Below are 26,252 nucleotides of genomic sequence, written 5' to 3' on the forward strand. Positions count from 1 at the left end.
TTGTCTCCCTCTGGCGGGGTCCGACGTCCGGATACCCCAACGTCAAAACTTATTGACGATTTCTCGATAAACTGTCAACGTTGGCATCTGCCGGAGAAACGCGGCATGCTCCGGACACAGAAGTCGAAGCATTACGATGAAAAGGGGAACGACATGAAATACCGTGCACCGCTCGCGGCTGGCCTTCTCGCCGGCGGCCTCTTCGTCACCAGCGCGGCCTTCGCGCAGACCGCCTGGGATCTGCCGACGCCTTATCCTGACGGCAATTTCCATACCCGCAACGTCATGCAGTTTGCAGAAGACGTTGGCGAAAAGACCGGCGGCGAACTCAAGATCACCGTTCATTCGAACCAGTCACTGATCGCCCATCCGGAGATCAAGACCTCAGTTCGCGACGGCATCGTGCCTGCCGGTGAACTGCTGGTATCGCGCCTTGAAAACGAAAGCCCGATTTTCGGCGTCGACTCCGTACCGTTCCTCGCGTCGAGCTACGAACTGTCGAAGAAGCTCTATGACGCGCAGCGGCCATACCTCGAAAAGCTGCTCGGCGAGCAGGGCCTGCAGCTCCTGTTCTCGGTGCCGTGGCCGCCGCAGGGCATCTTTGCCAAGAAGGAAGTGACGTCGCTGTCCGAGCTCGAGGGGCTGAAGTTCCGCGCCTACAATCTCGGGACCGAGCGCGTCGCCGAACTCGCCGGCATGGTGCCGACGCAGATCGAGGCCTCCGACATTCCGACCGCGTTTGCTACCGGCCGTGTTGAAGCGATGATCACGTCGCCGTCCACTGGCGTCGATTCCAAGGCCTGGGACTTCCTGACCCACTACCACGACACGCAGGCATGGCTGCCGCGTAACATGGTGATCGTCAACAAGGCGGCCTTCGATGCGCTGGGCGACGACGTCAAGAGCGCGGTGCTCGAGGCTGCGGCGGAAGCCGAGACGCGCGGCTGGGAGATGTCGCAGACGGAAACCCAGGAAAAGACGAAGGCGCTCGCCGACAACGGTGTCACCGTCGTCAATCCCTCCGACGAGCTGAAGGCCGATTTCGCCAAGATTGGCGAGACCATCACCGAGGAGTGGAAAGAGCGGGCTGGCGCCGACGGCGAAGCTCTGTTGCAGACCTACCGCGGCAACTAAGCGCTGCAATGCGGACAGCCGTCCGGGTGACGACGACCGTCGCCCGGACACCCGCCTCTCTCAAGGGAAAGTCCCATGCGGCGTTTTCTCGACGCACTCTATCGCGTCGCCGGCTGGGCGGCCGCGATTGCGATCTTCATAATCTTCGCCCTGGTGGCGATCCAGGTATCCGCGCGACTGCTTGATGTCGGCTTGCGACTTGTGGGCCTGCAGCCGCTGGGGATCAGGGTCCCGTCCATTGCGGAAATCTGTGGCTTCCTGCTCGGCGCCGCGAGCTTTCTGGCGTTGGCCCATACGCTCGTGACCGGAGGTCATATCCGCGTCGGCGTGCTGGTCAACCGGCTGGGCGGCGGTGCCCGCCACGTGGTCGAGACCTTGCTCGGCATGGCGGGGGCCGCGTTGTCGCTCTACGCGACCGTGGCGCTGGCACGGCTGACGATCAGAAGCTGGAACTTTAATGACGTGTCCTATGGCATCGTGCCGGTGCCGCTGGCGCTGCCGCAGGGCCTGATGACGGTTGGCCTTGCCGTGCTCACGATTGCGCTCGTCGATGTGACGGTGCAGGCATGGACCCGCAGGGTCTACATCCAGAGCCGGACGGAGGCCTGAGCGATGGGCGTTTTCGAACTGTCGCTGCTGCTCATCGTCATGATGTTCGCGGCGCTGGCGCTCGGTCTGTGGATCGCGTTTTCACTGTCGCTCGTAGCCCTGGTGGCGCTGGCCTCAAAGCCTGCCATCCCGGCAGCGCAGGTAATGGCGACCTCCTTGTGGAGTTCGTCCATATCCTGGGACCTGACGGCGCTGCCGATGTTTATCTGGATGGGCGAAATATTGTTCCGCTCGCGCCTCTCGGAGAACATGTTCGCCGGCATTTCACCCTTCGTGCGCCGCATTCCCGGCAGGCTGGCACATGTCAACGTGCTTGGCTGCGCGGTGTTCGCGGCCGTATCGGGCTCGTCGGCGGCGACCACCGCCACCGTCGGCAAGATCTCGCTGCCGGAGCTGCAGAAGCGGGGGTACGACGACCGTCTGGCCATCGGCAGTCTTGCCGGCTCCGGTACGCTGGGGCTGCTGATCCCGCCGTCGATCATCCTGATCGTCTATGGCGCGGCAGTCGAGGAATCGATTGCACGGCTGTTCGTCGCCGGCGTCATACCGGGCCTGGTGCTAGCAACGCTGTTCATGGGTTATGTCGCTCTATGGGCGCTTCTCAACCCTAGCAAGATGCCGCCGCCGGACGAGCGGACCTCTTGGTCGCACAAGCTTTCGGCGGTGCGCGAGCTGCTGCCCGTGGCGATGCTCATCCTCGGAGTGATCGGCTCCATCTATGGCGGGATCGCATCGCCGACCGAGGCTGCGGTTGTCGGCGTGGCGCTCAGCCTGGTGCTGGCGCGCGCGCAGGGCGCTCTCGACTGGACGCGCTTCAAGGACGGCCTGATGGCGGCGACCGTCACCTCCTGCATGATCGCGTTCATTCTGGCTGGGGCCGACATTCTGACGACCGCGATGGGCTTTACCGGCCTGCCGCGACAGCTTGCGACCTGGATCGGGGAACTCGGCCTTTCGCCGATGATGCTGCTGGCCGCGCTGACGCTGCTGTTCATCATGCTGGGCTGTTTCCTAGACGGCATCTCCATGGTTGTGCTGACCACCGCCGTCATCATGCCGCTGGTTTCGGCGGCAGGCTTCGACCTTGTGTGGTTCGGCATCTACCTCGTCATCGTCGTCGAGATGGCGCAGATCACCCCGCCGGTCGGCTTCAACCTGTTCGTGATACAGGGGCTGACGGGCAGGGACCTGTTCGAGATCGCCCGGGCGACGCTGCCGTTCTTCCTGCTGATGGCGATCATGGTGATCATTCTCGCCATCTTCCCGGACGTGGCGCTGTGGTTGCCAAGGACCATGTTCGCAGGCTGATTCATAATGGTTGGAGGAGAGCCATGACGGAGAAAACCGATTTCGGACCGATCGTCTCGTCGGCACATCTCGCCGATGGGGCGCTGCCGGCGCTCTCCGAACTCGAATTCGGCATGACGCTGGCGGGCAACGCCTTCGAGCGCTGGATGGTGCGCTGTATGACGGCGGCGGGCGAGCCGGGCCTGACCTCGATAGACGTTCAGGTGCTGCATTCGGCCAACCATCGCGGCCGGCCGAAGCGGCTCTCCGACCTCTGCATCATGCTCGGCATCGAAGACACGCACGTCGTCATCTACGCCATCAAGAAGCTGGAAAAACGCGGACTGGTCAAAAGCACGCGCTCGGGCAAGGAAAAGCTTGTCGGCGCCACGGCCAAGGGCGTGGAAGCCTGCATTCGCTATCGCTCCGTGCGGGAGGCGTTGCTGGTCGAATCCGTCAAGGGCCTGGGCCTCGATCCCAAGGCGATCTCGAACGTGGCCGCCACGCTGCGCGCGCTTTCGGGCCACTACGATCAGGCGGCGCGTACCGCCGCATCGCTTTGAGAGTGTAGCGGCCGTGCACGCATTTCTTGCCGCCGCGGCGCGTCACGGCCGGCTGGTGCTGGTGCTGGGTCTGGCAGCCGGCATTGCCTTACCCGACCTTGCGCTTGCAATGCGGCCATGGATCGCCGGCATGATTGCCAGCCTGCTGTTTCTGGCGGCGCTGCGTGTCGGGCATCGGCAGGCGGTCGGGGCGCTGGGCGATCTCGGTGCCTCGGTCGGACTTGCAACCGTGCTTCAGGTGGTATTGCCCATCTCGGCAATTCTGCTTTTTGCAGTTCTCGGCCTGTCGGGCGCTGCGCTGGCTACATTTTTCGTTCTGATGCTGGCGGCTGCGCCGGTGACCGGCAGTCCGAACCTCGCGATCATGACCGGAAACGATCCGGCGCCGGCGCTGCGCCAGATCGTGGTGGGTACTGCCCTTCTGCCGCTCACCGTGCTTCCAGTCTTCTGGCTGTCGCCGGCCTTCGGAGAGGCGCGCGCCGTGCTGACGGCTGCAGGCGGCCTGATGGCGCTGATCGTCGCGGCCACCGGCTCAGCGTTCCTGCTTCGCGCGTACTGGCTGCGCAACCCAAGCGAGAGAACCATACAGTCCATCGACGGGTTGTCGGCGATCGCGATGGCCGTGGTGGTGATCGGTCTGATGTCGGCGGTCGGGCCGGCGATCCGCCAGACGCCGCTAACCTTCGCGGGCGTCCTCGCGCTGGTGTGTGCGGTGAACTTTCTGCTGCAGGTCATTGCGGCCACCCTGGCGCGTCGCGCGGGTTTCGCAAGTCGCGCAGCGGCCATCGGAATCGTGGCGGGCAACCGCAACGTCGCGTTGTTCCTGACGGTGCTGCCGCAGGAGACGATCGATCCGATCCTGCTTTTCATCGGCTGCTATCAGATACCGATGTATCTGACGCCCGCCATTCTCGGCCGCTTCTACCGCCGCCAATAGCCTTACAGAGAGTCACACAACGTTACGAAACCGGACGGCGGCTCACGCATTTTTGTGTCGAGTGCCCGGTCTGATTTGAGAGGGGCGAGCGCTCGATGAAGAAGGAGATTTGAAATGAAAAAGCTGATCCTCGCTTCCGCTTCCGCCATCGCTCTGATGGGTCTTGCTGCCTGCAGCGACACGGACAACACCACCACGCAGGGCCTGCCCGAGCAGGAACAGGCGCCGATGGCGCAGCCTGAGCAGCCGGCAGAACCCGCTCCCGCGCCGGCTCCCACCGAATAAGTCGAAGCGCGCAGTCTCGAAGAAGGCCGGTTTCCAGACCGGCCTTTTTCTTGTCCAACCGGTCCAACTTCGACCACCTGCCATCTCGTCAACGGCGGCGATTCACCTTAAGAAGGCCCGGATGTCGATCTGGGCCAGGATAAGCGAATTTCTCTCGACCGTTCCGGCGAACGCGCTGTCGAACTTGATCGAGGCCGTACGGACCGTCTTCGAGGGCGATCCCGAACTGCGCCGGCGTGTGGCCTTTTCGATCGCGATGATCGCGCTTTCGGCGAAGATGGCCAAGGCCGACGGCGTTGTCACGCAGGCCGAAGTCCGTGCTTTCCAGCAGATTTTTGAAGTGCCGCGGGAACAGGCGCGCAACGTGGCGCGGCTCTTCGACCTTGCCAAGCAGGATGTGGCCGGCTTCGAACTCTATGCGGAGCGGATGGCGCGCTTGTGCGGGTCCGGCCAGCCCAATTGCGCGATGCTAGAGGACATACTCGACGGTCTCTTCCACATCGCCAAGGCTGATGGGTTCGTCCATGAGCGCGAGGTGGCGTTTCTTCAGCGCGTGGCGGAAATTTTCGAGATCGACGAGCAGCATTTCGAGCGCATCCTGTCGCGGCACGCGATCCTCGGGGAAAAGGATCCGTGGCTCGTGCTGGGACTGGAGCGCGGGGCGCCTTTCGAGGAGGTGCGCGCCAGATATCGGCGCATGGTGGCGGACAACCATCCCGACAGGCTGATCGCGCGCGGGGTTCCTGAGGAATTTTTGGCAATCGCCAACAGCCGGCTTGCGGCAATCAACGGCGCCTACGAGACGATAGAGCGGAGCATGCAGCGCACATGAGCGGCTTCGCACCCGACCATGCCGGTTCCGAGGTGCGGGTTTCGCCCAATTTCGGGCCGCGTGCTGAAGGGCGCAAGCCGGACTGCATCATCATGCACTATACTGGCATGGCGACAGGGCCCGCCGCCGAAGCATGGCTTTGCGCGCCGGAAAGCGAGGTCTCGTCGCACTATCTCGTCCACGAAGACGGGCGGGTCGTGCAGATGGTGCGGGAGGCGGACCGCGCCTGGCATGCCGGCAAGGGCTCTTGGCGCGGCGTGTCGGATGTGAACTCGTTTTCCATCGGGATCGAGATCGTCAATCCAGGCCCGCTGGAGGGGTTTCCGCCGTTTCCTGACGCTCAGGTTGAGGCGGTTGCAGCGCTCGCCCGCGACATTTGCGCGCGATGGTCGGTTCCTCCCGAACGAATTCTGGCACATTCGGACGTTGCGCCGGGCCGCAAAATCGACCCCGGCGAGCGGTTCCCCTGGGCGTGGCTCGCTGAGAGCGGGATCGGCCATTACGTCCAGCCGTCGCCCGTGCGCGGCGGGCGGTTTCTGGCGATGGGCGATTCCGGAGAGCCGGTCGAGGCCTTCCAGTCGATGCTGTCGCTCTACGGTTATGGCTTGGAAATCAACGGTTTGTTCGACGAGCAGACGCGACTCGCCGTCGAAGCGTTTCAGCGCCACTTTCGTCCCGCGCGGGTAGACGGCGTCGCAGATCAGTCGACCATCGAGACGCTGCACAGGCTGCTGAAGGCGCTGCCGGCCAGCCCGATCTGACGCAGGGTAATTAAGACTTTGCTGTAACATACTGTCACGCAAAGTGAATCGTGCGGCCATTTTTGACTCGAAGTTGGCCTGCAAATCCCCGGCTCTCCCCCGCGGCCGGTGGCGCTCGATCCCGGCCGTTGATTGTAAACAGCCGCGAGCGCCCAGAAGCGGCATTTCGGAAGAACTGGAACGTATGAAGAAGATGATCTTTGCGGCGGCTGCGCTTGCAGCCGGCCTTACGACTATTGCCGCGCATGCGGAAAACCGCGACACATATCAGGAAATCATGAAGCGCGAGCAGGCGATCCGCAACGTCGACAAGACAACGACTGCTTCGATCCCCGCAGACAAGGCCCCGCGCAGCACCAAGGCCACGGTGGCGGCGAAAGCCGGGAAGGGTGGCAGCTATTCAGCGATCATCTCGAAATATGCGTCACAGCATGGCGTGCCGGTGGCGCTTGCCAATGCGGTGGTCCGCATCGAGAGCAACTATCGCCCGAACGCCCGCGGTCGCGCTGGCGAAATCGGCCTGATGCAGATAAAGCCCGCGACGGCCCGCATGATGGGCTATTCGGGCAGCGCCAAGGGTCTCTACGATCCCGAGACCAATATCCGCTACGGCATGAAGTATCTGGCCAAGGCCCATCAGCTCGGCGGCGGCGACACCTGCGGCACCATCCTGCGCTACAATGCCGGCCATGGCGCCAAGCGCATGAACAAGATTTCCGCAGCCTATTGCGCCAAGGTCAAGCGGCAGCTCGGCGGCGCGTAATCGAACCGGCCACGCCTTTCGGCTTGCGTTTTGGGCAGCGGCACCTTTTATACGCTCTGCCAGCCGGCCGGGCGGCCGCACCGGCAGGGACCGAAAGGTCGCAGGTGAGGAAAGTCCGGGCTCCAGGGAAACACGGTGCCGGCTAACGGCCGGCGGGGGCGACCCCAGGGAAAGTGCCACAGAAAGCAAACCGCCCCGCTCGCGGGGTAAGGGTGAAAGGGTGGGGTAAGAGCCCACCGCGCGACTGGCAACAGGAGCGGCACGGTAAACCCCACCGGGAGCAAGACCGAATAGGGACGACGCGAAGGGCAACCTTCGGGCAGTTTCCGGCCCAGTCGTCCGGGTAGGTTGCATGAGGCGGGCGGCAACGTCCGCCCAAGACGAATGGTCGCCACGTCGCGGCGCCCTCGGGCGGCGCGGCCATACAGAACCCGGCTTACAGGCCGGCTGGCATTTCACTTCGACGCTTCGCCCTACCGGGCGGGGCGTCGAGTTGCTTCAGGTAGTCGCTATTCGGCGAGCGCGGCATCGATCGCCGCCCAGAGATCTTCCGTCGGCTCGCAGCCGATGGACAACCGGACGAAGCCCGGCTCGACCGCATCGCCCCAGCGCGCACGGCGTTCGGCAGAGGTGTGAACGCCGCCGAACGAGGTCGCGGGCTGGATCAGGGCGCATCCGTCGATAAAGCGTTCCGCCTGCCCCTGCGATCCCAGCGTCAGCCCGATCAGGAAACCGAAACGCTCCATCTGCGCGCGGGCCAGATTATGTGTGGGGTCGTCGGCAAGGCCGGGGAAGCGGACAGCCTTTACGGCCTTGTGATCCAAAAGACGGGAGGCGACCGCCTCCGCAGTGTTGCACATGCGCTCGAAACGCACATGCAGCGTTTCAAGGCCGCGATGCACCAGCCAGGCCTCGAACGGGCCGGGTATGCCTCCAGCAAGTTTTCTCCAGTCGGAAATGGCCGCCATGATATCGGCATCGCGGCTCGCCACATGCCCGAACAGCACGTCCGAATGGCCATTGGGCGCCTTTGTGTCGGCGGCCACGATTATATCTGCGCCGAGTTCCAGCGGGCGTTGGCCGTATGGCGTCATCGTCGTGTTGTCCGCCACCACCAGCGCGCCGGCTGCATGAGCGGCTTTCGCAACGGCCGCTATGTCGCAGATATCGAGGCTGGGATTGGCGGGCGTTTCCACGAACACCAGCCGGTAGCCCTCGAACCCGCCATCGAGGAATGTCGCGGTGGGTCGTGTGTCGTAGGTGACGCCGAGCCGTGTGAGGAAACGCTCGGTCAGAACGCGCGTCGTGTAGTAGCCGTCGGAAGGCAGAAGGATCCGATCGCCGCTTTGCAGGAGCGCGAAGAAGACTGCTGCGTTGGCCGCCATGCCGGAGGGAAAGCCGAGCGCGGGCGCGTCTTCCAGGTGAGACAGCATTTTTTCGACCGCATCCCACGTCGGGTTGGAGAAGCGGCCGTACTGCGCGAAGCCGGCCGGATCGCCCGGCAGGTGAAACATGCTCGCCATGGTCAATGGAAGTGCGACGGGATCGCCCTTTGCCAGTTCGGCACGGCGAAGATGGGCGAGCTGCGCGGCGCGCGCGGAGGAGCTGTCGTTCATGTCAAAGGTTTCCAGCGGCGAGATAGGCGACCACGCTAGAGACGCGCGATGCATGACGCAAGCCACCGAAAGCCGGCGGCGAAAAGGCTCCTAACCGTTCGTTAAGCCTAACAGAGCATAAATGGCAGGTCGCATCTGCATGACTGCCGGTACATGCCCGAAAGGTGGTTTGTGCAGGCTGTTCCCGTTGACGCCCATATTGGCCCATGGTATCCCTTAAGCATAATCACGACTTCGGTTCAGTTCCGGGTGAAGTGTCCCCCAAACCGGCAGCCAGTGCGGCCCGCCGGGGTGGTTCGGCATTGCCCGGAATTGGTGGCGGGATGGGGTCAGGGAAAGCAATTCAGCGCATGCGCGAGGATACGCAGGCGGGCGCGGCAGGGACGGTAGTTTCGGGTCATGGACCGTTTTCTTTCCAGTGCCGTAAACAGGATCGACGCCAAGGGGCGGGTATCGGTGCCGGCGCACTTTCGCGCCGTGGTGCAGCGCCGCGGGTACCAGGAACTCTACGCGCTGAAGGCGCTGGATCGCCCGGCGCTGGATGTGGGCGGGCTCGATCTGCTCGATCGCTACGAGGAACGTATCGCGATGGAGGATCCGTTTCTCCAGACGGCGGACGACATGTCCTACTTCGTGCATGGCGACAGCGATTTCCTGAAGCTCGATCAGGATGGGCGCATTACGGTGACCGATTTCATTCGCGACCATACGGGCATCACCACGGAGGTGGCATTCGTGGGGCGCGGGACCTTTTTTCAGATGTGGGAGCCGTCGCAGCTTGCGGACTACGGCGCGCAGGTGCGGGAGCGGCTGATGAAATTGCGCCAGGCGGGAACGACGGGCGCAACGGGCGGGGGCCCGGAGTGATGGCGGGCCACGGCGAGGGGATTGCCGTTGGCGGACCGGCCCGCCACATTCCGGTCATGCTCGCGGAAGTGCTGGAAGCGCTTCGACCTGCTGCCGGCGAGACTTTCGTCGACGGCACTTTCGGCGCAGGCGGCTACACAAACGCGATCCTGCGGGCCGGCGCCAACGTGGTTGCGATCGATCGCGATCCCGATGCCATCAAGGCCGGCAAGGCGCTCGTGGATGAGTTTTCAGGCCGCCTGCGACTTGTGCATGACCGTTTCTCGGAGCTCGACGCGGTGGCAGGCGAGCCGGTCGACGGCGTGGTGCTCGACATCGGCGTTTCCTCCATGCAGCTCGACGAGGCCGAGCGGGGATTTTCCTTCCGGGGTGACGGGCCGCTCGACATGCGCATGGCGCAGGACGGGCCGAGTGCCGCCGACGTGGTCAATCGCTTCAAGGTGGGCGACCTGGCGCGCATCATCGGAATGCTTGGCGAGGAACGTCATGCGGGCCGCGTCGCGCGCATGATCGAAAAGCGCCGCGCCGTTCGTCCCTTCGAGCGCACCCGGGACCTTGCCGATGCCATCGAGGGTACGCTCGGCAACAATCCGAAGGACAAGATCCACCCTGCGACGCGCACGTTCCAGGGCCTGCGCATCTTCGTAAACGACGAACTGGGCGAACTCGCCCGCGCACTCTTTGCAGCCGAGCGCGCGCTGAAGCCCGGCGGGCGGCTGGTCGTTGTCACCTTTCATTCTCTTGAAGACCGGATCGTGAAGAAGTTCATCACCGACCGTGCAGGTCAGGCCGCAGGGTCGCGACACATGCCGGCCGTCGAAATCAAGGCGGCGACGTTCGACAAGGCGGGTAAGGTGGTTGCCGCCAGCGATGCCGAGGCGCGCGAAAATCCACGTGCCCGTTCCGCCAAACTTCGGGCCGCCGTGCGCACCGATGCGCCGGCCCGCGCCGCCGATCTGTCGCTTTTCGGGCTGCCTGCGCTGCCCGCACTCGCTCCCGCCGTGGAAAGGTAATCGCCATGTTCAGAACCACCGACCTAGTGCTGATCGCGGTGATGGTCTCGGCCGCGGCGTTCACCTACACGACCAAGCACGCAGCCGAAGCCGAGCTTTCCAAGCTGCGCAAGCTCGAGGCGGCGATCCGCTTCGAGGAGGAAACGATCGACGTGCTCAAGGCCGACTGGAGCCTGCTGACGCAGCCGTCTCGCCTGCAGAGACTTGCCGAGACCTATCAATCGGAGCTGGAGCTCGTGCCTGTCGAGCCTTACCAGATTGCCGATATCGACGACCTGCCGATACGGCCGGTCGAGATCGAGGACTTCATCAACGAAAACCTTGGCGGCATGGCCGATAACGGCATCGATGCAACCACCACCGGCGGGGTCGTGCAATGATCGGCCGCTGGCGCGCAAAAAAGGAAGCCGAAGAGCAGGATAGCGGCTCGGGTCGGATCGTCGTCGACGGTATCGGCAAGTCGACGGGCGGGCGGGCCCGGACTCGTATCCTGATCACCATGGCGGTCTTCTTCGCCGTCTACGGCGTGATTGCCGGCCGTCTCACCTATCTCGGGTTCCAGGATCTGGAAGAGGGTGGTCCCGGCCCGTCACGCGTCACGGCATCGCGCCCGGACATTGTCGACCGCAATGGCGAGGTCCTGGCGACCGACATCAACACTGCATCGCTCTACGCCGAGCCGCGCCGCATCGTCGACGCAGACGAGGCGCTCGAGAAGCTGCTGACCGTGCTTCCCGACCTTAACATCGAGCAGACCTACAACCGTCTGCAGAGCGACGCCGGGTTCATCTGGCTGCGCCGCCAGCTTTCGCCCCGCCAGCAGCAGGCGATCATGCAGCTTGGCATACCGGGCATCGGCTTCCGGACCGAGAAGCGCCGCTTCTATCCCGGCGGCGCCACCGCATCCCACATCGTCGGCCTCGTGAATGTCGACAACAAGGGCATTGCGGGCATGGAGAAATATATCGACGACCAGGGGCTCGCGGATTTGCAGGCGACTGGTCTGGCCGTTGCCAAGGACCTTGAGCCGGTCCGGCTGTCCATCGACCTGCGCGTCCAGCATGTCGTGCGCGATGAAATCGTTCGGGCGATGGAAAGCTACCGCGCTCTTTCGGCCGGTGCCGTCGTCATGGATGTGCGTACTGGCGAAGTCCTTGCAATGGCGTCGGTGCCGGATTTCGACCCAAACAATCCATACAATGCGCATGACAAGGACAGGCTCAATCGCATGTCCGCTGGCGTCTACGAGATGGGTTCGACGATCAAGAGCTTCACGACCGCCATGGCGCTGGATTCCGGCAAAGTGACGATGGAAAGCAGGTTCGACGCCACCAGGCCGATCGTCGTCGGCGGACGCAGGATTCGCGATTTCCACGGCAAGGGCCGCGTGCTGACGGTTCCGGAGGTGTTTATCTACTCTTCCAATATCGGTTCGGCCAAGGAAGCCGACGTTGTCGGCATCGAAGGGCATCGCGAATTTCTCTATCGCCTCGGTCTGCTCAGCCGCATGGATACCGAGCTGCCCGAGGTCGCCCGGCCAACCGAACCGAAGGTCTGGAAGAAAGTACACTCCATCACCGCAGCCTTTGGGCACGGCTTCTCGACCACGCCGTTGCAAACGGCGGTCGGTGTTTCCGCGCTGGTCAATGGCGGCTATCTGATGCCGCCGACATTTCTGATACGCAATCAGGACCAGGCGATGGCGTCGGCTACCAAGGTTGTTAGTGATTATACGGTCGACGGGATGCGCTACCTATATAATCTGAATGCCGAGAAGGGCTCCGGCAAGCGCGGCACCGTTCCCGGTTACCGGGTCGGTGGGAAGACCGGGACCGCCGAGAAGGTGGTCAACGGCCGCTATTCCAACGAAAAGAATTTCAACGCTTTCGTGGCCGTTTTCCCGATGGACAACCCGCAATACATCGTGCTGACCGTCATTGACGAGCCGAAGCGAGAGAACTCGACGCGCTCTGCGACCGCCGGTGTTACCGCCGCGCCGCTCGCGTCGAACATCATCCGCCGCTCTGCCGCCATGCTTGGCGTAAAGCCTGATTTCGGCCATGAAAGTAGCGCCCTTTTGGTGTCCTCACAGTGATTCTCGGGGATTGCGGGGGCGTCCACGTATTCGGACCAATGGAATTTGATGAAGCTCAGCCAGTTTTCCGGTTTCCTGCCCGTCCCCGGCGCCTTGGGCGAGATCGAGGTTGCGGGGATATCGTCGGATTCGCGCCGGGTTGAACCCGGCTTTCTGTTTGCCGCCCTGCAAGGGACGCGGGCGGACGGCGCATCCTTCGTGGCCGACGCGGTGAAGCGCGGCGCAGCCGCTGTCATTGCGGCGCGCGGTTCGCTGACCACCGATCCCGGCGTGCCGGTGATTGCGATCGATGATCCGCGCCACGCGCTGGCGCTTGCCGCGGCCGTTTTCCACGGCCTGCAGCCTGAAACGATGGTGGCCGTGACGGGTACCAGCGGCAAGACCTCCGTGGCGTCCTTCACCCGGCAGATATGGGAACAGGCCGGTTTGGCGGCCGCGTCCATCGGCACGACCGGCGTCGTTGCGCCGGGCCGCGAGGAGTACGGCTCGCTGACGACGCCCGATCCTGTGACGCTGCATTTGCTGCTGGCGGAACTCGCCGGTGCCGGCGTGACGCATGCCGCGATGGAAGCGTCGAGCCACGGCCTCGACCAGCGACGGCTGGACGGGGTGCGTCTGGCCGCGGGCGGGTTCACCAATCTCGGTCGCGACCACATGGATTATCATCCGACGGTCGAGGAATATCATGCCGCCAAGATGCGGCTCTTTACCGAGTTGCTGCCAAAAGGCGCGCCGGCAGTCGTCTTTGCCGACGATACATGGTCACAGCCGACGATCGACGCCGCGCGCGGTGCCGGCCTGGAGGTGCTGACCGTTGGCCGCAAGGGCGATTTCCTGCAACTCAAGCGGGTTGAACACGAACGGTTCCGCCAGCGGGCGGAGATCGCCACAGGTGGTGAGATTTACGAAATCGATCTGCCGTTGGCCGGGGATTTCCAGATTGCCAACGCATTGGTGGCAGCGGGACTCGCCATCTCGACCGGGCTTGAGGCGGGCAAGGCGCTGATGGCTCTGGAAGGATTGAAAGGCGCGTCGGGCAGGCTGGAACACGTCGGCACAACGCCGGAAGGCGCGCCGGTCTATGTCGACTACGCCCACAAACCGGATGCGCTTGAGAACGTGCTGAAGGCGGTGAGGCCTTTCACGACCGGGCGTGTTCTGGTCGTCTTTGGTTGCGGCGGCGATCGTGACAGGGGCAAGCGCCCGATCATGGGCGAGATCGCAACGCGGCTGGCGGACGTCTCCATCGTCACCGACGACAATCCGCGCTCCGAGGAGCCGGCGGCGATCCGTGCGGCGATCATGGAGGCGGCACCCGGCGCCATCGAGATCGGCGATCGCCGTCAGGCGATCCGCGAGGCGATCACGATGCTGCATGCGGGCGACACACTGGTGGTTGCGGGCAAGGGGCACGAGGAAGGCCAGACCGTCGGCGACGTGACGCTTCCGTTCTCGGATCACGCCGAGGTGCGGGCCGCTCTTGCGGAGCGCGCAGCATGAGCCTCCTATGGCGCAGCCAGGCACTTGCAGGGGCGATGAACGGCAGGCCCGTGGGCGCGATGCCCGAGGGTGTGACCGGCATCTCGATCGACACGCGCACGTTGAAGCCGGGCGACGCCTTTTTCGCGATCAAGGGTGAGCGGTTCGACGGGCACGACTTCGCGACCGCCGCGCTCAAGGCCGGGGCAGGGTTGCTCGTTGTTGCCGAAAGCAGGCTGCCGGCGCTGGGCCGCATCACTGCCCCGATGATCGTGGTGCCGGACGTCATGGTGGCACTCGAGGCCGTCGGAGTGGCGGCGCGCGCGCGCGCCAAGGCAAAGATCATCGGCGTCACCGGTTCGGTCGGCAAGACGACGACGAAGGAAGCGCTGCGCTGCGCGCTCGAGGCCGTCGGCACCGTCCATGCGTCGCCTCAATCCTTCAACAACCACTGGGGCGTGCCGCTTACGCTGGCGAGAATGCCGGAAGATTGCGACTACGCGGTCTTCGAGATCGGCATGAGCAATCCCGGCGAAATCCGCCAGCTCGTGAAATATGTGCGGCCGCACATCGCTTTGATAACGGCCATCGCGCCGGCCCATCTCGGGGCGTTCAAGAGCATTGAGGATATCGCACGAGCCAAGGCCGAGATTTTCGAGGGTCTGGAGCCCGGCGGCCACGCGCTCATCAATCGTGACGATCGCCAATGGAAGCTGCTCGACAAGGCCGCGCGCGATCTCGGCGTCGAGCATATCTGGAGCTTCGGCGAGCATGCCCGCGCGACATTCCGGCTTGCGGGTTGCCAACTCGGCGGCGAAAGCTCGCGCATCGTTGTGAAGATGGCCGGACAGGAACTATCGCTGACGGTTGGCGCGCCGGGCCGCCATATGGTTCAGAACGTGCTTGCCGTGCTCGGGGCCGCCTATCTGGCCGGTGTCGATGTCACAAAGGCAGCACCGGCGCTGGCGCAGTTCGAGGCCGAACGCGGCCGTGGCCGGCGTTATGCGCTCGGGCATCCGGCCGGCGGCGAGATCATCGTCATCGACGAAAGCTACAACGCCAATCCGGTGTCCATGAAGGCAGCGCTCGACCTGTTGGGTACTGCATCCGTGCCGCCCGGGGGCCGCCGGATAGCGGTTCTGGGCGACATGCTGGAGCTCGGCGTGCATTCGAGAAAGCTGCATGAGGCGCTTGCGGGACCGATCGCAAAGTCCGGAGCCGACATCATCCTGCTGGGCGGCTCCGAGATCGGGGCACTCGCCGCTTCGTTGCCCGATGAGGCCGCGGCGCAGCATCGGCCCAGCGCCGACGAGTTGAAGCCGCTGCTGATGGAGACGGTTCGGCCCGGCGACGTGATCATGGTCAAGTCTTCCAAGAGCGCCGGGTTCTCGAAGCTCGTGGAGGCGCTGCTAGAGAAATTTCCCGCGGCGGCTCCGGCCGGCCGCGTTGCCAGAGAAGCCTGAGAGACGTCGGGGGACGCCGCCAATGCTGTTGCTGCTCGTTGGACTTGCCGATCATTTCTCGGCCTTCAACGTTTTTCGATACATCACCTTCCGCACCGGCGGGGCGTTGATCACGTCAGCGCTGATCGTTTTCATGTTCGGGCCTGCGATCATCAACTCCCTACGCATCCGCCAAGGCAGGGGCCAGCCGATCCGCGCCGATGGCCCGCAGACGCATTTCAAGAAGGCCGGAACGCCCACGATGGGCGGTCTCATGATGCTCACAGGCATCATCGGTTCGGTACTGCTGTGGGGCAATCTGTCGAGCCCGCTCGTCTGGGTCGTGATGCTGGTGACGCTGGGCTTCGGCGCGATCGGCTTCTATGACGACTATCTGAAGGTCACGAAGCAGTCGCATCTGGGCTTCTCCGGCAAAATCCGGTTGCTGATCGAGTTCATCATCGCCGGCATCGCCGCATACGTCATCATGCGGACCGGGACCGAGCCTTTCTCATCTTCGCTGACCTTTCCCTTCGTCAAAGATTTTGTCCTGCACCTTGGCATCTTCTTTGTGCCTTTCGCTGCCTTCGTGATGGTCGGTGCCGGCAATGCGGTGAACATGACCGACGGGCTGGACGGCCTCGCCATCGTGCCGGTGATGGTCGCGGCCGCCTCTTTCGGTGTGATCGCATACCTTGCGGGTAACGCGGTCTTTGCTGATTATCTGCAAATCCACTTCACACCGGGCACCGGTGAGCTTTCAGTCGTGCTTGGCGCCGTCATCGGCGCCGGCCTCGGCTTCCTGTGGTTCAATGCGCCACCCGCTGCGATCTTCATGGGCGATACCGGCTCTCTAGCGCTGGGCGGGCTCATCGGCGCGGTCGCCGTGGCCGCGAAGCACGAGATCGTTCTGGCCATCATCGGCGGGCTTTTCGTCGTCGAGATCATGTCGGTGATCATCCAGGTCGCCTGGTTCAAGCTGACCGGCAAGCGGGTCTTCCTGATGGCGCCGATCCACCATCATTTCGAGAAGCTTGGCTGGACGGAGAGCCAGGTGGTTATCCGGTTCTGGATCATCGCCGTCATCCTGGCCCTCATCGGCCTTTCGACGCTCAAGCTGAGGTAGTCGATGATTCCGGCCACCACACTCAGCGGACGCAAGGTCGCCCTTTTCGGTCTTGGCGGATCGGGGATCGCGACCGCGCGCGCCCTTACCGAGGGTGGCGCTGCCGTCACCGCGTGGGACGACAATCCCGAAAGCGTGGCGCGTGCCGAGCGCGAAGGCATAGCAGTCGCCAATCTGCGCGAGGTCGACTGGTCGGAATTTGCATCGTTCGTGCTGTCACCCGGCGTGCCGCTGACGCATCCCAAGCCGCACTGGACCGTCGAGCTGGCGCGTGGGGCAAGTGTCGAGATCATCGGCGACATCGAACTGTTTTCACGCGAGCGTGCCGCGCGCTGCCCCGATGCACCCTTCATCGCCGTGACAGGCACCAACGGCAAGTCGACGACCACCGCGCTTATCGCCCACATTCTCGCCGCCGCTGGCCGTGACGCCCAGATGGGTGGCAATATCGGTCGCGCGGTGATGACGCTCGACCCGCCTGCTCGCAACCGGTTTCACGTCGTCGAGTGCTCCTCCTACCAGATCGAACTCGCGCCATCGCTGAACCCCAGCGCGGGTATCCTGCTCAACCTGACGCCCGACCATCTCGACCGGCACGGCACGATGCAGCGCTATGCCGAGATCAAGGAGCGGTTGGTCGCGGGGAGCGACACCGCCATAATCGGTGTGGACGATTCATATTGCGCGCAGATCGCCGACCGCCTCGAGCGGGTGGGCAAGGAGGTGATCCGGATCTCCAAGCGCCTGCCGCTGACGGACGGCTATTTCGCCGATGGGACCGATCTGATGGAGGCCGTGCGCGGGCAATACAGCCGCATTGGCTTCCTCGAAGGCATCGGCTCGCTGCGTGGCCTGCACAATGCGCAGAACGCACTGGCGGCGGTTGCCGCCTGCCTGAAGGTCGGGCTCGACCTCGGTGAAATCCAGTCGGGGCTCGAAAGCTTCCCCGGGCTGGCGCATCGCATGGAGCAGGTCGGCCGCCGCGGCCGCGTGATCTTCGTAAACGACTCCAAGGCGACGAATGCCGACGCGGCGGCCCCAGCGCTTTCGAGCTTCCAGCGCATCTACTGGATTGCCGGCGGCCTGCCCAAGGAGGGCGGAATCGACAGCCTGCGCTCCTTCTTCCCGCGTGTCGCGAAGGCCTACCTGATCGGCGAGGCCGCGCCGCAGTTTTCGGCAACGCTCGGTGATGCGGCGCCCTATGAAATATCCGGCACGCTCGACGCCGCGCTTCAGCATGCCGCCGAGGATGCGGCGCGTGACGAGGCCGCCGAGGCGGTGGTGCTGCTTTCGCCCGCCTGCGCCAGCTTCGATCAATACCGCAACTTTGAAATCAGGGGCGATGCCTTCCGCGAGGCGGTGCTCGCGCTCGATGGAATCGTGCCTTTTGGAGGGAAACGCTGATGGTCAGTCGTATCGACAGAGGTCCCGTCGCGAACTGGTGGTGGACGGTCGACCGATGGTTCTTCGCCGCGTTCCTGACCCTTATGGGCCTCGGTATCGTCCTGTCCTTCGCGGCCAGCCCTGCGGTGGCCGAGCGGATCGGTCTCGACAGCTATCACTTCGTGACGCGACAGATGATGTTCATGCTGCCGGCCGTCGTGATCATGATCGGCGTCTCGTTCCTCAACGCACGACAGGTGCGGCGGCTGGCGCTTGTCATGCTGGCCGGCTCGCTGGTGCTGATGGTTGCTGCGCTCTACTTCGGTATCGAGATCAAGGGATCGCGACGCTGGATTCATATCCTGGGCATCTCGGTGCAGCCCTCCGAATACATGAAACCGGGCTTTGTCATCATCTGCGCATGGCTCTTTTCCGAGCATGCAAGGCGGCCCGACGTTCCGGGCAATCTCTTCGCCATAATCCTTCTCGGCCTCGTGCTGGCGCTGCTGGTGGCGCAACCCGACCTCGGGCAATCACTGCTGGTGCTGGCGACATGGGGTGTCATGTTCTTCATGGCGGGCATGCCGTGGTTCTGGATTGCTGTTTTGGGCGGTGCGGCGATGGGAATCGGTGTTGCGGCTTACACGACCTTTCCGCATGTGGCCGCGCGTATCGACCGTTTCGTCACCGGCGAGGGCGACACCTTCCAGGTCGACATGGGACGCGAGGCGCTGGTGCGCGGCGGCTGGCTCGGGCAGGGTCCGGGCGAGGGCAGCGTCAAGCGCATCCTGCCGGATAGCCACACCGACTTCGTCTTCTCAGTCGCAGGTGAGGAATTCGGGCTGATCGTCTGTTTGCTGATTGCCATGCTTTTTGCATTCGTGGTCCTGCGCGGCCTGTCGCACTCGATGAAGGAGAGTGACGAGTTCTCGCGCTACGCGGTTTCGGGCCTCGTCGTGCTGTTCGGGCTCCAGTCGATCATCAACATGGGCGTCAACCTGCAGCTTCTTCCGGCCAAGGGCATGACGCTGCCGTTCATCTCCTACGGCGGTTCGTCGCTCGTTGCGGTGGCGATCTCCATGGGCATGGTGCTTGCGCTCACCCGCAAGGATCCGCAGAAACGGATGCGCATCGGTTCGCACACACTGATCCGCACCGTGCAACCGGCGGAATAGATGGCGAAGGGCGTTATTCTGCTGTCGGCCGGCGGCACGGGCGGACATTTGTTTCCGGCCGAAGCGCTGGCGCATGAGTTGATCGCGCGCGGCTGGACGGTGCATCTGGCCACCGACGGCCGTGCCGAACGCTACGCCGGTTCGTTTCCGGCTACGGAAATCCACACCATCCCGTCGGCCACGATCGGCTCCCGAAACCCGATCGCACTAGCCAAGGCTTTCTGGACTATATGGCAGGGCGCGCGCGAGGCCGGACGGATCATGGCGCGCATTTCGCCCAACGCGGTGATCGGCTTTGGCGGCTATCCGACGCTGCCACCGCTGTGGACGGCCACGCGGCGCGGACTGCCGACTATCGTCCACGAGCAGAACGCTGTGATGGGACGTGCCAACAAGGCTCTGGCCGGACGGGTGACCGCTATCGCCGGCGGTTTCCTGAAACCCGAGGGGGCTTATGCGGGCAAGATCGTGCCCGTGGGCAACCCGGTCCGCTCCGCTGTGCTGGAAGCAGCGCGCGAGCCGTTTGCGGCGCCAGCGGGAGACGAGCCCATCCGGTTGCTCGTCTTTGGCGGTAGCCAGGGCGCGCGCTTCTTTTCCGATACGGTTCCCGAAGCAGTGGCCAAATTGCCCGAGGCGCTACGTGCCCGATTGCGCATCGTCCAGCAGGCGCGGCCGGAGGACGAGGTGCGGGTCCGCGACGCCTATGCAGAGCTCGGCGTGCAGGCCGAGGTGTCGCCGTTCTTCGCCGATCTGCCGGCCCATATGGCCGCTGCCCATCTGGTGGTCGCGCGCGGCGGGGCCTCGACCGTGCTGGAACTTTCGGTTCTCGGGCGGCCTTCCATTCTCGTGCCGCTGCCGCACGCCCTGGACGACGACCAGGGCCATAATGCGCGCATACTGGTCGAGGCCGGCGGTGCGCTGATGCGGCGCCAGAACGAGATCGACGCGGCAAGCTTGGCAAGCGACATGGCCGGGCTGCTCAACGATCCGGGAAAGCTTTCGAAGATGGCTGCAGACGCGCGGTCGGTGGGCCGAACGGACGCCACGCGGTTGCTTGCGGACCTTGCAGAGGCTATTGCCTCGGGCGAATCCGTCGAAGCGTTCAAGGGAAGGATGCAGGCATGAAGATGCCGCAGACAATCGGCGTCGTGCATTTCATTGGCATCGGCGGTATCGGCATGAGCGGCATAGCCGAGGTGCTGCACAATCTCGGCTACTCTGTGCAGGGCTCCGACCAGGCAGACAGCGCCAATGTGCAGCGCCTGCGCGACAAGGGAATCGCCTGCTTCGTCGGCCATGCGGCGGAAAATCTCGGCGCGGCCGAGGTCGTGGTCGTCTCCACCGCGGTGAAGAAGAACAATCCCGAACTCGTCGCCGCTCGCGAAAAACTGCTGCCGATCGTGCGGCGCGCGGAGATGCTTGCCGAACTGATGCGCTTCCGCAATGCGATCGCCATCGGCGGCACCCATGGCAAGACGACGACGACATCCATGGTGGCAACGCTGCTCGATGCCGGCGGGCTCGATCCGACCGTCGTCAATGGCGGCATCATCAATGCCTACGGCACCAATGCCCGCATGGGTGCGGGCGACTGGATGGTGGTGGAAGCCGACGAGAGCGACGGCACGTTCCTCAAGCTGCCTGCCGACATCGCGGTTGTCACAAACATCGATCCAGAGCATCTCGACCACTACGGCTCGTTCGACAAGGTGCGCGAGGCGTTCGCCAGCTTCGTCGAGAACGTGCCGTTCTACGGCTTCGGCGTCATGTGCATCGACCATCCCGAGGTGCAGGCGCTGGTGAGCCGCATCGAGGACCGCCGCGTCGTGACCTACGGCGAAAACAAGCAGGCCGACATTCGTTTTTCCAACATGCACATGGACGGCGCGACATCCGTGTTCGACGTGACCATCCGCGACCGCAAGACGGGCGGTGTTGAGGACATCACCGGCCTGCGGCTGCCGATGCCTGGCCGTCACAACGTTTCCAATGCCACGGCCGCGATTGCTGTCGCCCACGAGCTCGGACTTTCGGCGGATGACATCCGGCGCGGCCTGTCATCCTTCGGCGGCGTCAAGCGACGCTTCACGCATACCGGGTCGTGGAATGGCGTCGAGATATTCGACGACTACGGGCACCATCCGGTCGAGATCAAGGCGGTGCTGAGGGCGGCCCGCGAGGCGTGCAAGGGGCGTGTGATCGCGGTGGCCCAGCCGCACCGGTTCACCCGGCTGCGCGACCTTTTCGACGATTTCGCAGCCTGCTTCAACGATGCTGACACGGTCCTCCTCGCGCCGGTCTATGCAGCGGGCGAAGATGCCATAGAGGGTGTCAGCTCGGAGGCGCTGGTTTCGCGCATTCGTGCCGGCGGTCATCGCGATGCCCGTCATATCGACGGCCCTGAGGCGATCGCGCCACTGGTGCGTGAGCTGGCGCGCGAAGGCGATTTCGTCGTGCTCCTGGGAGCCGGCAACATCACGCAGTGGGCATACGCGCTTCCGAAGGAACTGGAAGGGGCGTCATGACGACCGGCGCAGCTCTTCTCGAGCGGCTTGGCGATCTGGCCGGCACCGTGCGCGGCCGGCTGACGCCGGATGCGCCGATGGACGCCATCACTTGGTTTCGCGCCGGTGGTGCTGCGGACCTGCTGTTCCAGCCGGCCGACGAGGAGGACCTGTCGGCCTTTCTGAAGGGGCTCCCGCTGGACGTTCCCGTCACCGTGGTTGGAATCGGCTCCAACCTGCTCGTCCGCGAAGGCGGGATCCGCGGGGTCGTGGTTCGCCTTTCCGCAAAGGGATTCGGCAGTGTCGAGGCGATCGGCGCGAATCGGCTTCGTGCCGGCGCAGCGACGCCCGACAAACGTGTGGCGGCTGCAGCACTGGAGGCGGGGCTCGGCGGCTTTCATTTCTATCACGGCATACCTGGCGCGATCGGCGGTGCGCTGCGGATGAATGCCGGCGCCAACGGCGTCGAGACCCGCGAGCGCGTTGTATCCGTGCGCGCGCTCGACCGGCAGGGCAATGCGCATGAGTTCAGCAATGCGGATATGGGCTACGCCTATCGGCATTCGTCTGCGGCACCGGACCTGATTTTCGTCGGAGCAGAGTTCGAGGGCTACCCGGAGGATCGCGAGGCGGTCAAGGCGGCGATGGATGCGGTGCAGACCCATCGCGAGACGGTGCAGCCGATTCGCGAGAAGACCGGCGGTTCCACCTTCAAGAACCCCGAAGGCACCTCGGCCTGGAAGGAAGTCGACAAGGCTGGATGCCGCGGGCTGATGATCGGCGGGGCACAGATGTCGCCGATGCACTGCAATTTCATGATCAACACAGGTTCTGCGACGGGCTACGACCTGGAGTTCCTCGGCGAGACCGTGCGTGCCCGTGTGCTCGAAAATTCAGGCATCCGCCTCGAATGGGAAATCAAGCGTATCGGCGATTTCAAACCCGGTCGCGAAGTGCAGCCTTACCTCGGTCAGCTGCTTTAGCGCGCACTATTTTCGACCCCGTAGAAGCGGTTCTGTTTCAAAAAGTGAATCGCTTCGAATCTCAAGGGCTTGTCACGGAATCAATCCTCTGATTCCTTGGGGTCAGAATCGTTTCCTGATTTGAGTCGAGCGTGCGGACGCTGGCGAACCCTTGTCGCCGGAAGACTCGGACTCAAACTTGGCGAAACACGAATGCGGCCCGGCTCAAGAGGGGATCTGCGGGCATGGCAAAGAAGCATGTGGCCGTTCTGTTAGGCGGGTTTTCGGCCGAGCGGCCGGTTTCGCTCTCTTCAGGCAATGCGTGCGCAGATGCGCTTGAGGGTGAGGGGTACAAGGTTACCCGCATCGACGTGACGCGGGACGTTTCCAGCGTTCTGGCTGAACTTCGGCCAGACGTGGTCTTCAATGCGCTTCATGGTCCTTTTGGTGAGGACGGCACCATCCAGGGCATCCTCGAATATCTCGAAATTCCCTACACCCATTCCGGCGTGCTCGCGTCTGCTCTTGCCATGGACAAGGAGCGGGCGAAGCGGGTTGCCAAGGCGGCGGGCATCCCGGTGGCAGAGGCCAGGGTCATGAACCGCTTCGACATCGGCAACAAGCATCCGATGAAGCCGCCCTATGTCGTCAAGCCGGTCAAGGAGGGGTCCAGCTTCGGTGTGGTCATCGTCCAGGAGGATCAGTCGCATCCGCCACAGGTGATCGGCTCTTCGGACTGGCGTTACGGCGATACGGTGATGGTCGAGCGATACATCCACGGACGCGAGCTGACCTGCGCGGTGATGGGCGATGTGGCGCTCGGCGTCACCGAGATCATACCCGTCGGCCACACCTTTTACGATTACGACGCAAAATATGTCGCCGGCGGCTCAAAACACGAATGCCCCGCAAAAGTTTCACCAATTATTTACCAAAAAATACAGACACTGGCGTTGAAGGCACATCAAGCGATTGGCTGCCGTGGCGTCTCTCGATCGGACTTCCGTTACGACGATCGTCATTCGGAAAATGGCGAACTGATCTGGCTGGAAGTGAACACGCAGCCGGGAATGACGCCGACGTCGCTGGTGCCTGAAATTGCCGCTGAGGCGGGTCATGGGTTTGGTGAGCTTCTGAGTTGGATGGTGGAGGACGCTTCTTGTTTGCGTTGACGTCAGGACACGGTAGGACGGCCATCGCTGGAGTGCGCGGGCGGCTTGCGCCTGCATCCGGCGGGTATGTCCTTCCGCGCTGGCTGCGCAAGCCTGCGCGCGCGTTCTCGCGTTTCGTCTCCGGCGAGATCGAGGCGCCACCCTACACCATGACCATGCTTGCAGCCGCCGTCGTCGGCTCGTTTTCACTCTACGGTGCCGTGCTCGGCGGTCACATGCCGACCGTTATCCAGGCGGTTACCGCGCGTACCGGCTTTGCGATCGACGAGATTCGCGTGAGCGGAAATCGCGAGACCTCCGAAATCGATATCTTCGACCGCGTCGGACTGGATGGCTGGACCTCGCTGGTCGGGTTCGATGTGCAGGACGCGCGGGATCGGATCGCCAGCCTGCCGTGGGTCGATGAGGCGTCGGTTCGCAAGATTTACCCGTCGACGCTCGAGGTGAAGATCGTTGAGCGCGAGCCGTTCGCGATCTGGCAGCAGGGCAGCCGCCTTTCGCTGATTGAAACGGACGGCCGGACGATCGCACCGCTTTCGGGTGCGCGCTATCGCGCGTTGCCGCTGGTTGTCGGTGTCGGCGCCGAGGAGCCTGCGGCCGGTTTCGTCGCCAAGGTGGCGGCCTATCCCGATCTCGCGGCGCGTGTGCGTGGCTATGTGCGTGTTTCGGAGCGGCGCTGGGATCTGCGCCTCGAAAACGGCATGACCGTCAAGCTTCCGGAGCGCGGCGAGGACGATGCGCTGCGCGACCTTCTGGCACTCGACCATCGCTATGGTCTGCTGTCGCGGGACATCGAAACGGTCGATATGCGCTTTGCGGACCGGCTCGTGGTCAAGCTGACGCCGGATGCGGCGACAGCGCGGGAAGCGGCGCTCAAGGAACGCCTCGGCAAAAACTACCGTCCTGCGGAGCGACGCATATGAGCTGGCTCGGTGGACAAAAGGATTCGACGGCCGGTCGCTCCGGCATCGTCACCGTATTGGATGTCGGCTCCACGAAGGTGTGCTGCGTCATCGGTCGGCTTAAGCCTTGCGAAGAAAGTGAGCGCCTGCCCGGTCGCACCCACAAGGTGAAGGTCATCGGCATCGGCCACCAGAAATCGCAGGGTGTGAAGTCCGGCACGATCATCGACCTGGATCGCGCCGAGCAGTCGATCCGGCTGGCGGTGGATGCGGCCGAGCGCATGGCCGGGCTGACGGTCGAGTCGCTGTTCGTGAACATGTCTGCCGGGCGGATGAAGAGCACGATCTTCTCGTCCTCGGTCAATCTTGGCGGCCATGAAGCGGGCGAGGGCGACATCCGGCGTGTCCTGACCGCAGGCGCCAAGCAAGCGCTGCGCGCGGAGCGCGAGGTCGTGCATTCGCTGCCCGTCGGCTTCTCGCTGGACGCCGAGCGCGGGATTCGCGATCCGCGTGGCATGATCGGTGACGTGCTGGGCGTCGACATGCATGTGCTGACCGCCGACTCCGCGCCGCTGCGCAATCTCGAGCTTTGCGTCAATCGCTCGCACCTGTCGGTCGAGCGCATGGTCGCCACGCCTTATGCAAGCGGCCTGTCGGCGTTGGTCGACGACGAGGCCGAAATGGGTGCCGCCTGCATCGATATGGGCGGCGGCACGACAACCATCTCGATTTTCGCCGAGGGCAAGTTCGTTCATGCCGAAGTGCTGCCGATCGGCGGCGGGCACGTCACCATGGATCTGGCGCGCGGCCTTTCGACGGGGCGCGAACATGCCGAGCGGCTGAAGGTGATGCACGGTTCGGCCCTGCCGGCGGTCGACGACGACCGCGACATGGTGACGATCCAGCCGATCGGCCCTGACGATGGCGACATGCCGCAGCACGCGCCGCGCTCCGTGATGAACAAGATCATCCGCGCGCGGATCGAGGAGACACTCGAGATCGTGCGGGACCGGCTGAACAAGTCCGGTTTCGGCGGCGTGGTCGGCAAACGCGTGGTGCTTACAGGCGGTGCCAGTCAGCTTTCGGGTCTCCCGGAAGCGGCGCGGCGCATTCTCGCGCGCAACGTGAGGCTGGGGCGCCCGCTGGGCGTCACCGGTCTGCCGGAAGCGGCCAAGGGGCCGGCATTCGCGACGACGGTAGGCCTGCTGATTTATCCGCAGGTCGCGGAAGCCGAGAGCCGGTACGGAAAGGGGGGTGTCCTGCGTTTCAAGGGCACCGGTACCGGTGGCAGGCTCCATCGTGTCAGTCAGTGGTTCAAAGATAGTTTCTAACAGCGGGGATAGCC

25 protein-coding genes and 1 other RNA gene are annotated in these 26,252 nt (G+C 64.0%); 25 read left to right on the forward strand and 1 reads right to left on the reverse strand.

Features of this window, described 5'->3' with window-relative positions; genetic code table 11:
* Positions 1–105 precede the first annotated feature (105 nt).
* From V1479_RS19355 to rnpB, 10 genes are all read left to right on the forward strand, one after another.
* Entirely contained in the window at positions 106–1,134 is a 1,029-nt protein-coding gene (locus V1479_RS19355) for a TRAP transporter substrate-binding protein (RefSeq protein ID WP_368804390.1), read from the forward strand.
* A gap of 75 nt (positions 1,135–1,209) precedes the next feature.
* Positions 1,210–1,743: a TRAP transporter small permease gene (locus tag V1479_RS19360; RefSeq protein WP_368804391.1), complete on the forward strand. Its 534-nt coding sequence runs from the start codon at positions 1,210–1,212 to the stop codon at positions 1,741–1,743.
* 3 nt (positions 1,744–1,746) lie between these two features.
* Positions 1,747–3,051, forward strand: coding sequence for a TRAP transporter large permease (locus V1479_RS19365; RefSeq protein ID WP_368804392.1), 1,305 nt, complete (start codon positions 1,747–1,749; stop codon positions 3,049–3,051).
* Between the two features lie 23 nt (positions 3,052–3,074).
* Positions 3,075–3,593, forward strand: coding sequence for a winged helix DNA-binding protein (locus V1479_RS19370; RefSeq protein ID WP_368804393.1), 519 nt, complete (start codon positions 3,075–3,077; stop codon positions 3,591–3,593).
* A gap of 13 nt (positions 3,594–3,606) precedes the next feature.
* Positions 3,607–4,530 (forward strand): hypothetical protein, encoded by a 924-nt coding sequence (locus V1479_RS19375; protein ID WP_368804394.1) that lies wholly within the window; start codon positions 3,607–3,609, stop codon positions 4,528–4,530.
* Between the two features lie 114 nt (positions 4,531–4,644).
* Positions 4,645–4,815, forward strand: a complete 171-nt coding sequence (locus tag V1479_RS19380) for a hypothetical protein (RefSeq protein WP_368804395.1) — start codon at positions 4,645–4,647, stop codon at positions 4,813–4,815.
* Between the two features lie 121 nt (positions 4,816–4,936).
* Positions 4,937–5,647 carry a TerB family tellurite resistance protein gene (locus V1479_RS19385; protein WP_368804396.1) on the forward strand — a complete coding sequence of 237 codons (711 nt, stop codon included), beginning with the start codon at positions 4,937–4,939 and terminating at the stop codon, positions 5,645–5,647.
* Positions 5,644–6,408, forward strand: coding sequence for an N-acetylmuramoyl-L-alanine amidase (locus V1479_RS19390; RefSeq protein WP_368804397.1), 765 nt, complete (start codon positions 5,644–5,646; stop codon positions 6,406–6,408). Before V1479_RS19385 ends, V1479_RS19390 begins: the two co-directional genes overlap by 4 nt.
* Before the next feature lie 184 nt (positions 6,409–6,592).
* Positions 6,593–7,171, forward strand: coding sequence for a lytic transglycosylase domain-containing protein (locus tag V1479_RS19395; protein WP_368804398.1), 579 nt, complete (start codon positions 6,593–6,595; stop codon positions 7,169–7,171).
* A gap of 59 nt (positions 7,172–7,230) precedes the next feature.
* Positions 7,231–7,626: RNase P RNA component class A (gene rnpB / locus V1479_RS19400), an RNA gene on the forward strand.
* 54 nt (positions 7,627–7,680) lie between these two features.
* Here the strand turns inward: rnpB and V1479_RS19405 are convergent.
* A complete protein-coding gene (locus V1479_RS19405) occupies positions 7,681–8,787 on the reverse strand; it encodes a cystathionine gamma-lyase (protein WP_368804399.1) in 1,107 nt (368 codons plus the stop codon).
* 399 nt (positions 8,788–9,186) lie between these two features.
* On the opposite strand from V1479_RS19405, the gene mraZ reads away from it, so the two are divergent.
* From mraZ to ftsA, 15 genes are all read left to right on the forward strand, one after another.
* Positions 9,187–9,654, forward strand: coding sequence for a division/cell wall cluster transcriptional repressor MraZ (mraZ, locus tag V1479_RS19410; protein ID WP_368804400.1), 468 nt, complete (start codon positions 9,187–9,189; stop codon positions 9,652–9,654).
* The gene (rsmH, locus tag V1479_RS19415) at positions 9,651–10,667 is read left to right on the forward strand and encodes a 16S rRNA (cytosine(1402)-N(4))-methyltransferase RsmH (protein WP_368804401.1); all 1,017 of its coding nucleotides are present in this window, start codon (positions 9,651–9,653) and stop codon (positions 10,665–10,667) included. The genes mraZ and rsmH overlap by 4 nt, the downstream gene beginning before the upstream one ends.
* A gap of 5 nt (positions 10,668–10,672) precedes the next feature.
* Positions 10,673–11,047, forward strand: a complete 375-nt coding sequence (gene ftsL / locus V1479_RS19420) for a cell division protein FtsL (protein WP_368804402.1) — start codon at positions 10,673–10,675, stop codon at positions 11,045–11,047.
* On the forward strand, positions 11,044–12,762 hold the full coding sequence (locus tag V1479_RS19425; protein WP_173192179.1) for a peptidoglycan D,D-transpeptidase FtsI family protein: 1,719 nt from the start codon (positions 11,044–11,046) through the stop codon (positions 12,760–12,762). The genes ftsL and V1479_RS19425 overlap by 4 nt, the downstream gene beginning before the upstream one ends.
* 48 nt (positions 12,763–12,810) lie before the next feature.
* Positions 12,811–14,262, forward strand: coding sequence for a UDP-N-acetylmuramoyl-L-alanyl-D-glutamate--2,6-diaminopimelate ligase (locus tag V1479_RS19430; RefSeq protein ID WP_368804403.1), 1,452 nt, complete (start codon positions 12,811–12,813; stop codon positions 14,260–14,262).
* The gene (locus V1479_RS19435) at positions 14,259–15,704 is read left to right on the forward strand and encodes a UDP-N-acetylmuramoylalanyl-D-glutamyl-2,6-diaminopimelate--D-alanyl-D-alanine ligase (protein WP_368804404.1); all 1,446 of its coding nucleotides are present in this window, start codon (positions 14,259–14,261) and stop codon (positions 15,702–15,704) included. The genes V1479_RS19430 and V1479_RS19435 overlap by 4 nt, the downstream gene beginning before the upstream one ends.
* Positions 15,705–15,726: 22 nt before the next feature.
* Complete coding sequence (gene mraY, locus V1479_RS19440; RefSeq protein WP_368804405.1) at positions 15,727–16,809, forward strand: phospho-N-acetylmuramoyl-pentapeptide-transferase; 1,083 nt, start codon at positions 15,727–15,729, stop codon at positions 16,807–16,809.
* 3 nt (positions 16,810–16,812) lie between these two features.
* Positions 16,813–18,213 (forward strand): UDP-N-acetylmuramoyl-L-alanine--D-glutamate ligase, encoded by a 1,401-nt coding sequence (murD, locus tag V1479_RS19445; RefSeq protein ID WP_368804406.1) that lies wholly within the window; start codon positions 16,813–16,815, stop codon positions 18,211–18,213.
* Entirely contained in the window at positions 18,213–19,367 is a 1,155-nt protein-coding gene (ftsW, locus tag V1479_RS19450; RefSeq protein ID WP_368804407.1) for a putative lipid II flippase FtsW, read from the forward strand. Before murD ends, ftsW begins: the two co-directional genes overlap by 1 nt.
* Positions 19,368–20,492 (forward strand): undecaprenyldiphospho-muramoylpentapeptide beta-N-acetylglucosaminyltransferase, encoded by a 1,125-nt coding sequence (gene murG, locus V1479_RS19455; RefSeq protein WP_368804408.1) that lies wholly within the window; start codon positions 19,368–19,370, stop codon positions 20,490–20,492.
* Positions 20,489–21,892: a UDP-N-acetylmuramate--L-alanine ligase gene (gene murC, locus V1479_RS19460; RefSeq protein WP_173192170.1), complete on the forward strand. Its 1,404-nt coding sequence runs from the start codon at positions 20,489–20,491 to the stop codon at positions 21,890–21,892. Before murG ends, murC begins: the two co-directional genes overlap by 4 nt.
* Positions 21,889–22,854, forward strand: a complete 966-nt coding sequence (gene murB / locus V1479_RS19465) for a UDP-N-acetylmuramate dehydrogenase (protein WP_173192168.1) — start codon at positions 21,889–21,891, stop codon at positions 22,852–22,854. The genes murC and murB overlap by 4 nt, the downstream gene beginning before the upstream one ends.
* Before the next feature lie 224 nt (positions 22,855–23,078).
* Positions 23,079–24,005 carry a D-alanine--D-alanine ligase gene (locus V1479_RS19470; RefSeq protein WP_368804584.1) on the forward strand — a complete coding sequence of 309 codons (927 nt, stop codon included), beginning with the start codon at positions 23,079–23,081 and terminating at the stop codon, positions 24,003–24,005.
* Positions 23,993–24,928, forward strand: coding sequence for a cell division protein FtsQ/DivIB (locus tag V1479_RS19475; protein WP_368804409.1), 936 nt, complete (start codon positions 23,993–23,995; stop codon positions 24,926–24,928). Before V1479_RS19470 ends, V1479_RS19475 begins: the two co-directional genes overlap by 13 nt.
* Entirely contained in the window at positions 24,925–26,238 is a 1,314-nt protein-coding gene (gene ftsA, locus V1479_RS19480; RefSeq protein ID WP_368804410.1) for a cell division protein FtsA, read from the forward strand. The genes V1479_RS19475 and ftsA overlap by 4 nt, the downstream gene beginning before the upstream one ends.
* Positions 26,239–26,252: the final 14 nt, after the last annotated feature.

Origin of the sequence: Neoaquamicrobium sediminum, assembly GCF_040970315.1 — a bacterium.
In the GTDB taxonomy this organism is placed as follows: domain Bacteria; phylum Pseudomonadota; class Alphaproteobacteria; order Rhizobiales; family Rhizobiaceae; genus Aerobium; species Aerobium sediminum.

Bases quoted from the DNA above. Each gene is read 5' to 3' on its own strand.
- murB (WP_173192168.1), top strand. From the start codon at position 21,889: ATGACGACCGGCGCAGCTCTTCTCGAGCGGCTTGGCGATCTGGCCGGC.
- V1479_RS19380 (WP_368804395.1), top strand. From the start codon at position 4,645: ATGAAAAAGCTGATCCTCGCTTCCGCTTCCGCCATCGCTCTGATGGGT.
- murG (WP_368804408.1), top strand. From the start codon at position 19,368: ATGGCGAAGGGCGTTATTCTGCTGTCGGCCGGCGGCACGGGCGGACAT.
- murD (WP_368804406.1), top strand. From the start codon at position 16,813: ATGATTCCGGCCACCACACTCAGCGGACGCAAGGTCGCCCTTTTCGGT.
- V1479_RS19390 (WP_368804397.1), top strand. From the start codon at position 5,644: ATGAGCGGCTTCGCACCCGACCATGCCGGTTCCGAGGTGCGGGTTTCG.
- V1479_RS19365 (WP_368804392.1), top strand. From the start codon at position 1,747: ATGGGCGTTTTCGAACTGTCGCTGCTGCTCATCGTCATGATGTTCGCG.
- ftsL (WP_368804402.1), top strand. From the start codon at position 10,673: ATGTTCAGAACCACCGACCTAGTGCTGATCGCGGTGATGGTCTCGGCC.
- ftsA (WP_368804410.1), top strand. From the start codon at position 24,925: ATGAGCTGGCTCGGTGGACAAAAGGATTCGACGGCCGGTCGCTCCGGC.
- ftsW (WP_368804407.1), top strand. From the start codon at position 18,213: ATGGTCAGTCGTATCGACAGAGGTCCCGTCGCGAACTGGTGGTGGACG.
- V1479_RS19395 (WP_368804398.1), top strand. From the start codon at position 6,593: ATGAAGAAGATGATCTTTGCGGCGGCTGCGCTTGCAGCCGGCCTTACG.
- V1479_RS19385 (WP_368804396.1), top strand. From the start codon at position 4,937: ATGTCGATCTGGGCCAGGATAAGCGAATTTCTCTCGACCGTTCCGGCG.
- V1479_RS19370 (WP_368804393.1), top strand. From the start codon at position 3,075: ATGACGGAGAAAACCGATTTCGGACCGATCGTCTCGTCGGCACATCTC.
- mraZ (WP_368804400.1), top strand. From the start codon at position 9,187: ATGGACCGTTTTCTTTCCAGTGCCGTAAACAGGATCGACGCCAAGGGG.
- V1479_RS19425 (WP_173192179.1), top strand. From the start codon at position 11,044: ATGATCGGCCGCTGGCGCGCAAAAAAGGAAGCCGAAGAGCAGGATAGC.
- murC (WP_173192170.1), top strand. From the start codon at position 20,489: ATGAAGATGCCGCAGACAATCGGCGTCGTGCATTTCATTGGCATCGGC.
- V1479_RS19405 (WP_368804399.1), bottom strand. From the start codon at position 8,787: ATGAACGACAGCTCCTCCGCGCGCGCCGCGCAGCTCGCCCATCTTCGC.
- mraY (WP_368804405.1), top strand. From the start codon at position 15,727: ATGCTGTTGCTGCTCGTTGGACTTGCCGATCATTTCTCGGCCTTCAAC.
- V1479_RS19355 (WP_368804390.1), top strand. From the start codon at position 106: ATGCTCCGGACACAGAAGTCGAAGCATTACGATGAAAAGGGGAACGAC.
- V1479_RS19430 (WP_368804403.1), top strand. From the start codon at position 12,811: ATGAAGCTCAGCCAGTTTTCCGGTTTCCTGCCCGTCCCCGGCGCCTTG.
- V1479_RS19435 (WP_368804404.1), top strand. From the start codon at position 14,259: ATGAGCCTCCTATGGCGCAGCCAGGCACTTGCAGGGGCGATGAACGGC.
- V1479_RS19470 (WP_368804584.1), top strand. From the start codon at position 23,079: ATGGCAAAGAAGCATGTGGCCGTTCTGTTAGGCGGGTTTTCGGCCGAG.
- V1479_RS19360 (WP_368804391.1), top strand. From the start codon at position 1,210: ATGCGGCGTTTTCTCGACGCACTCTATCGCGTCGCCGGCTGGGCGGCC.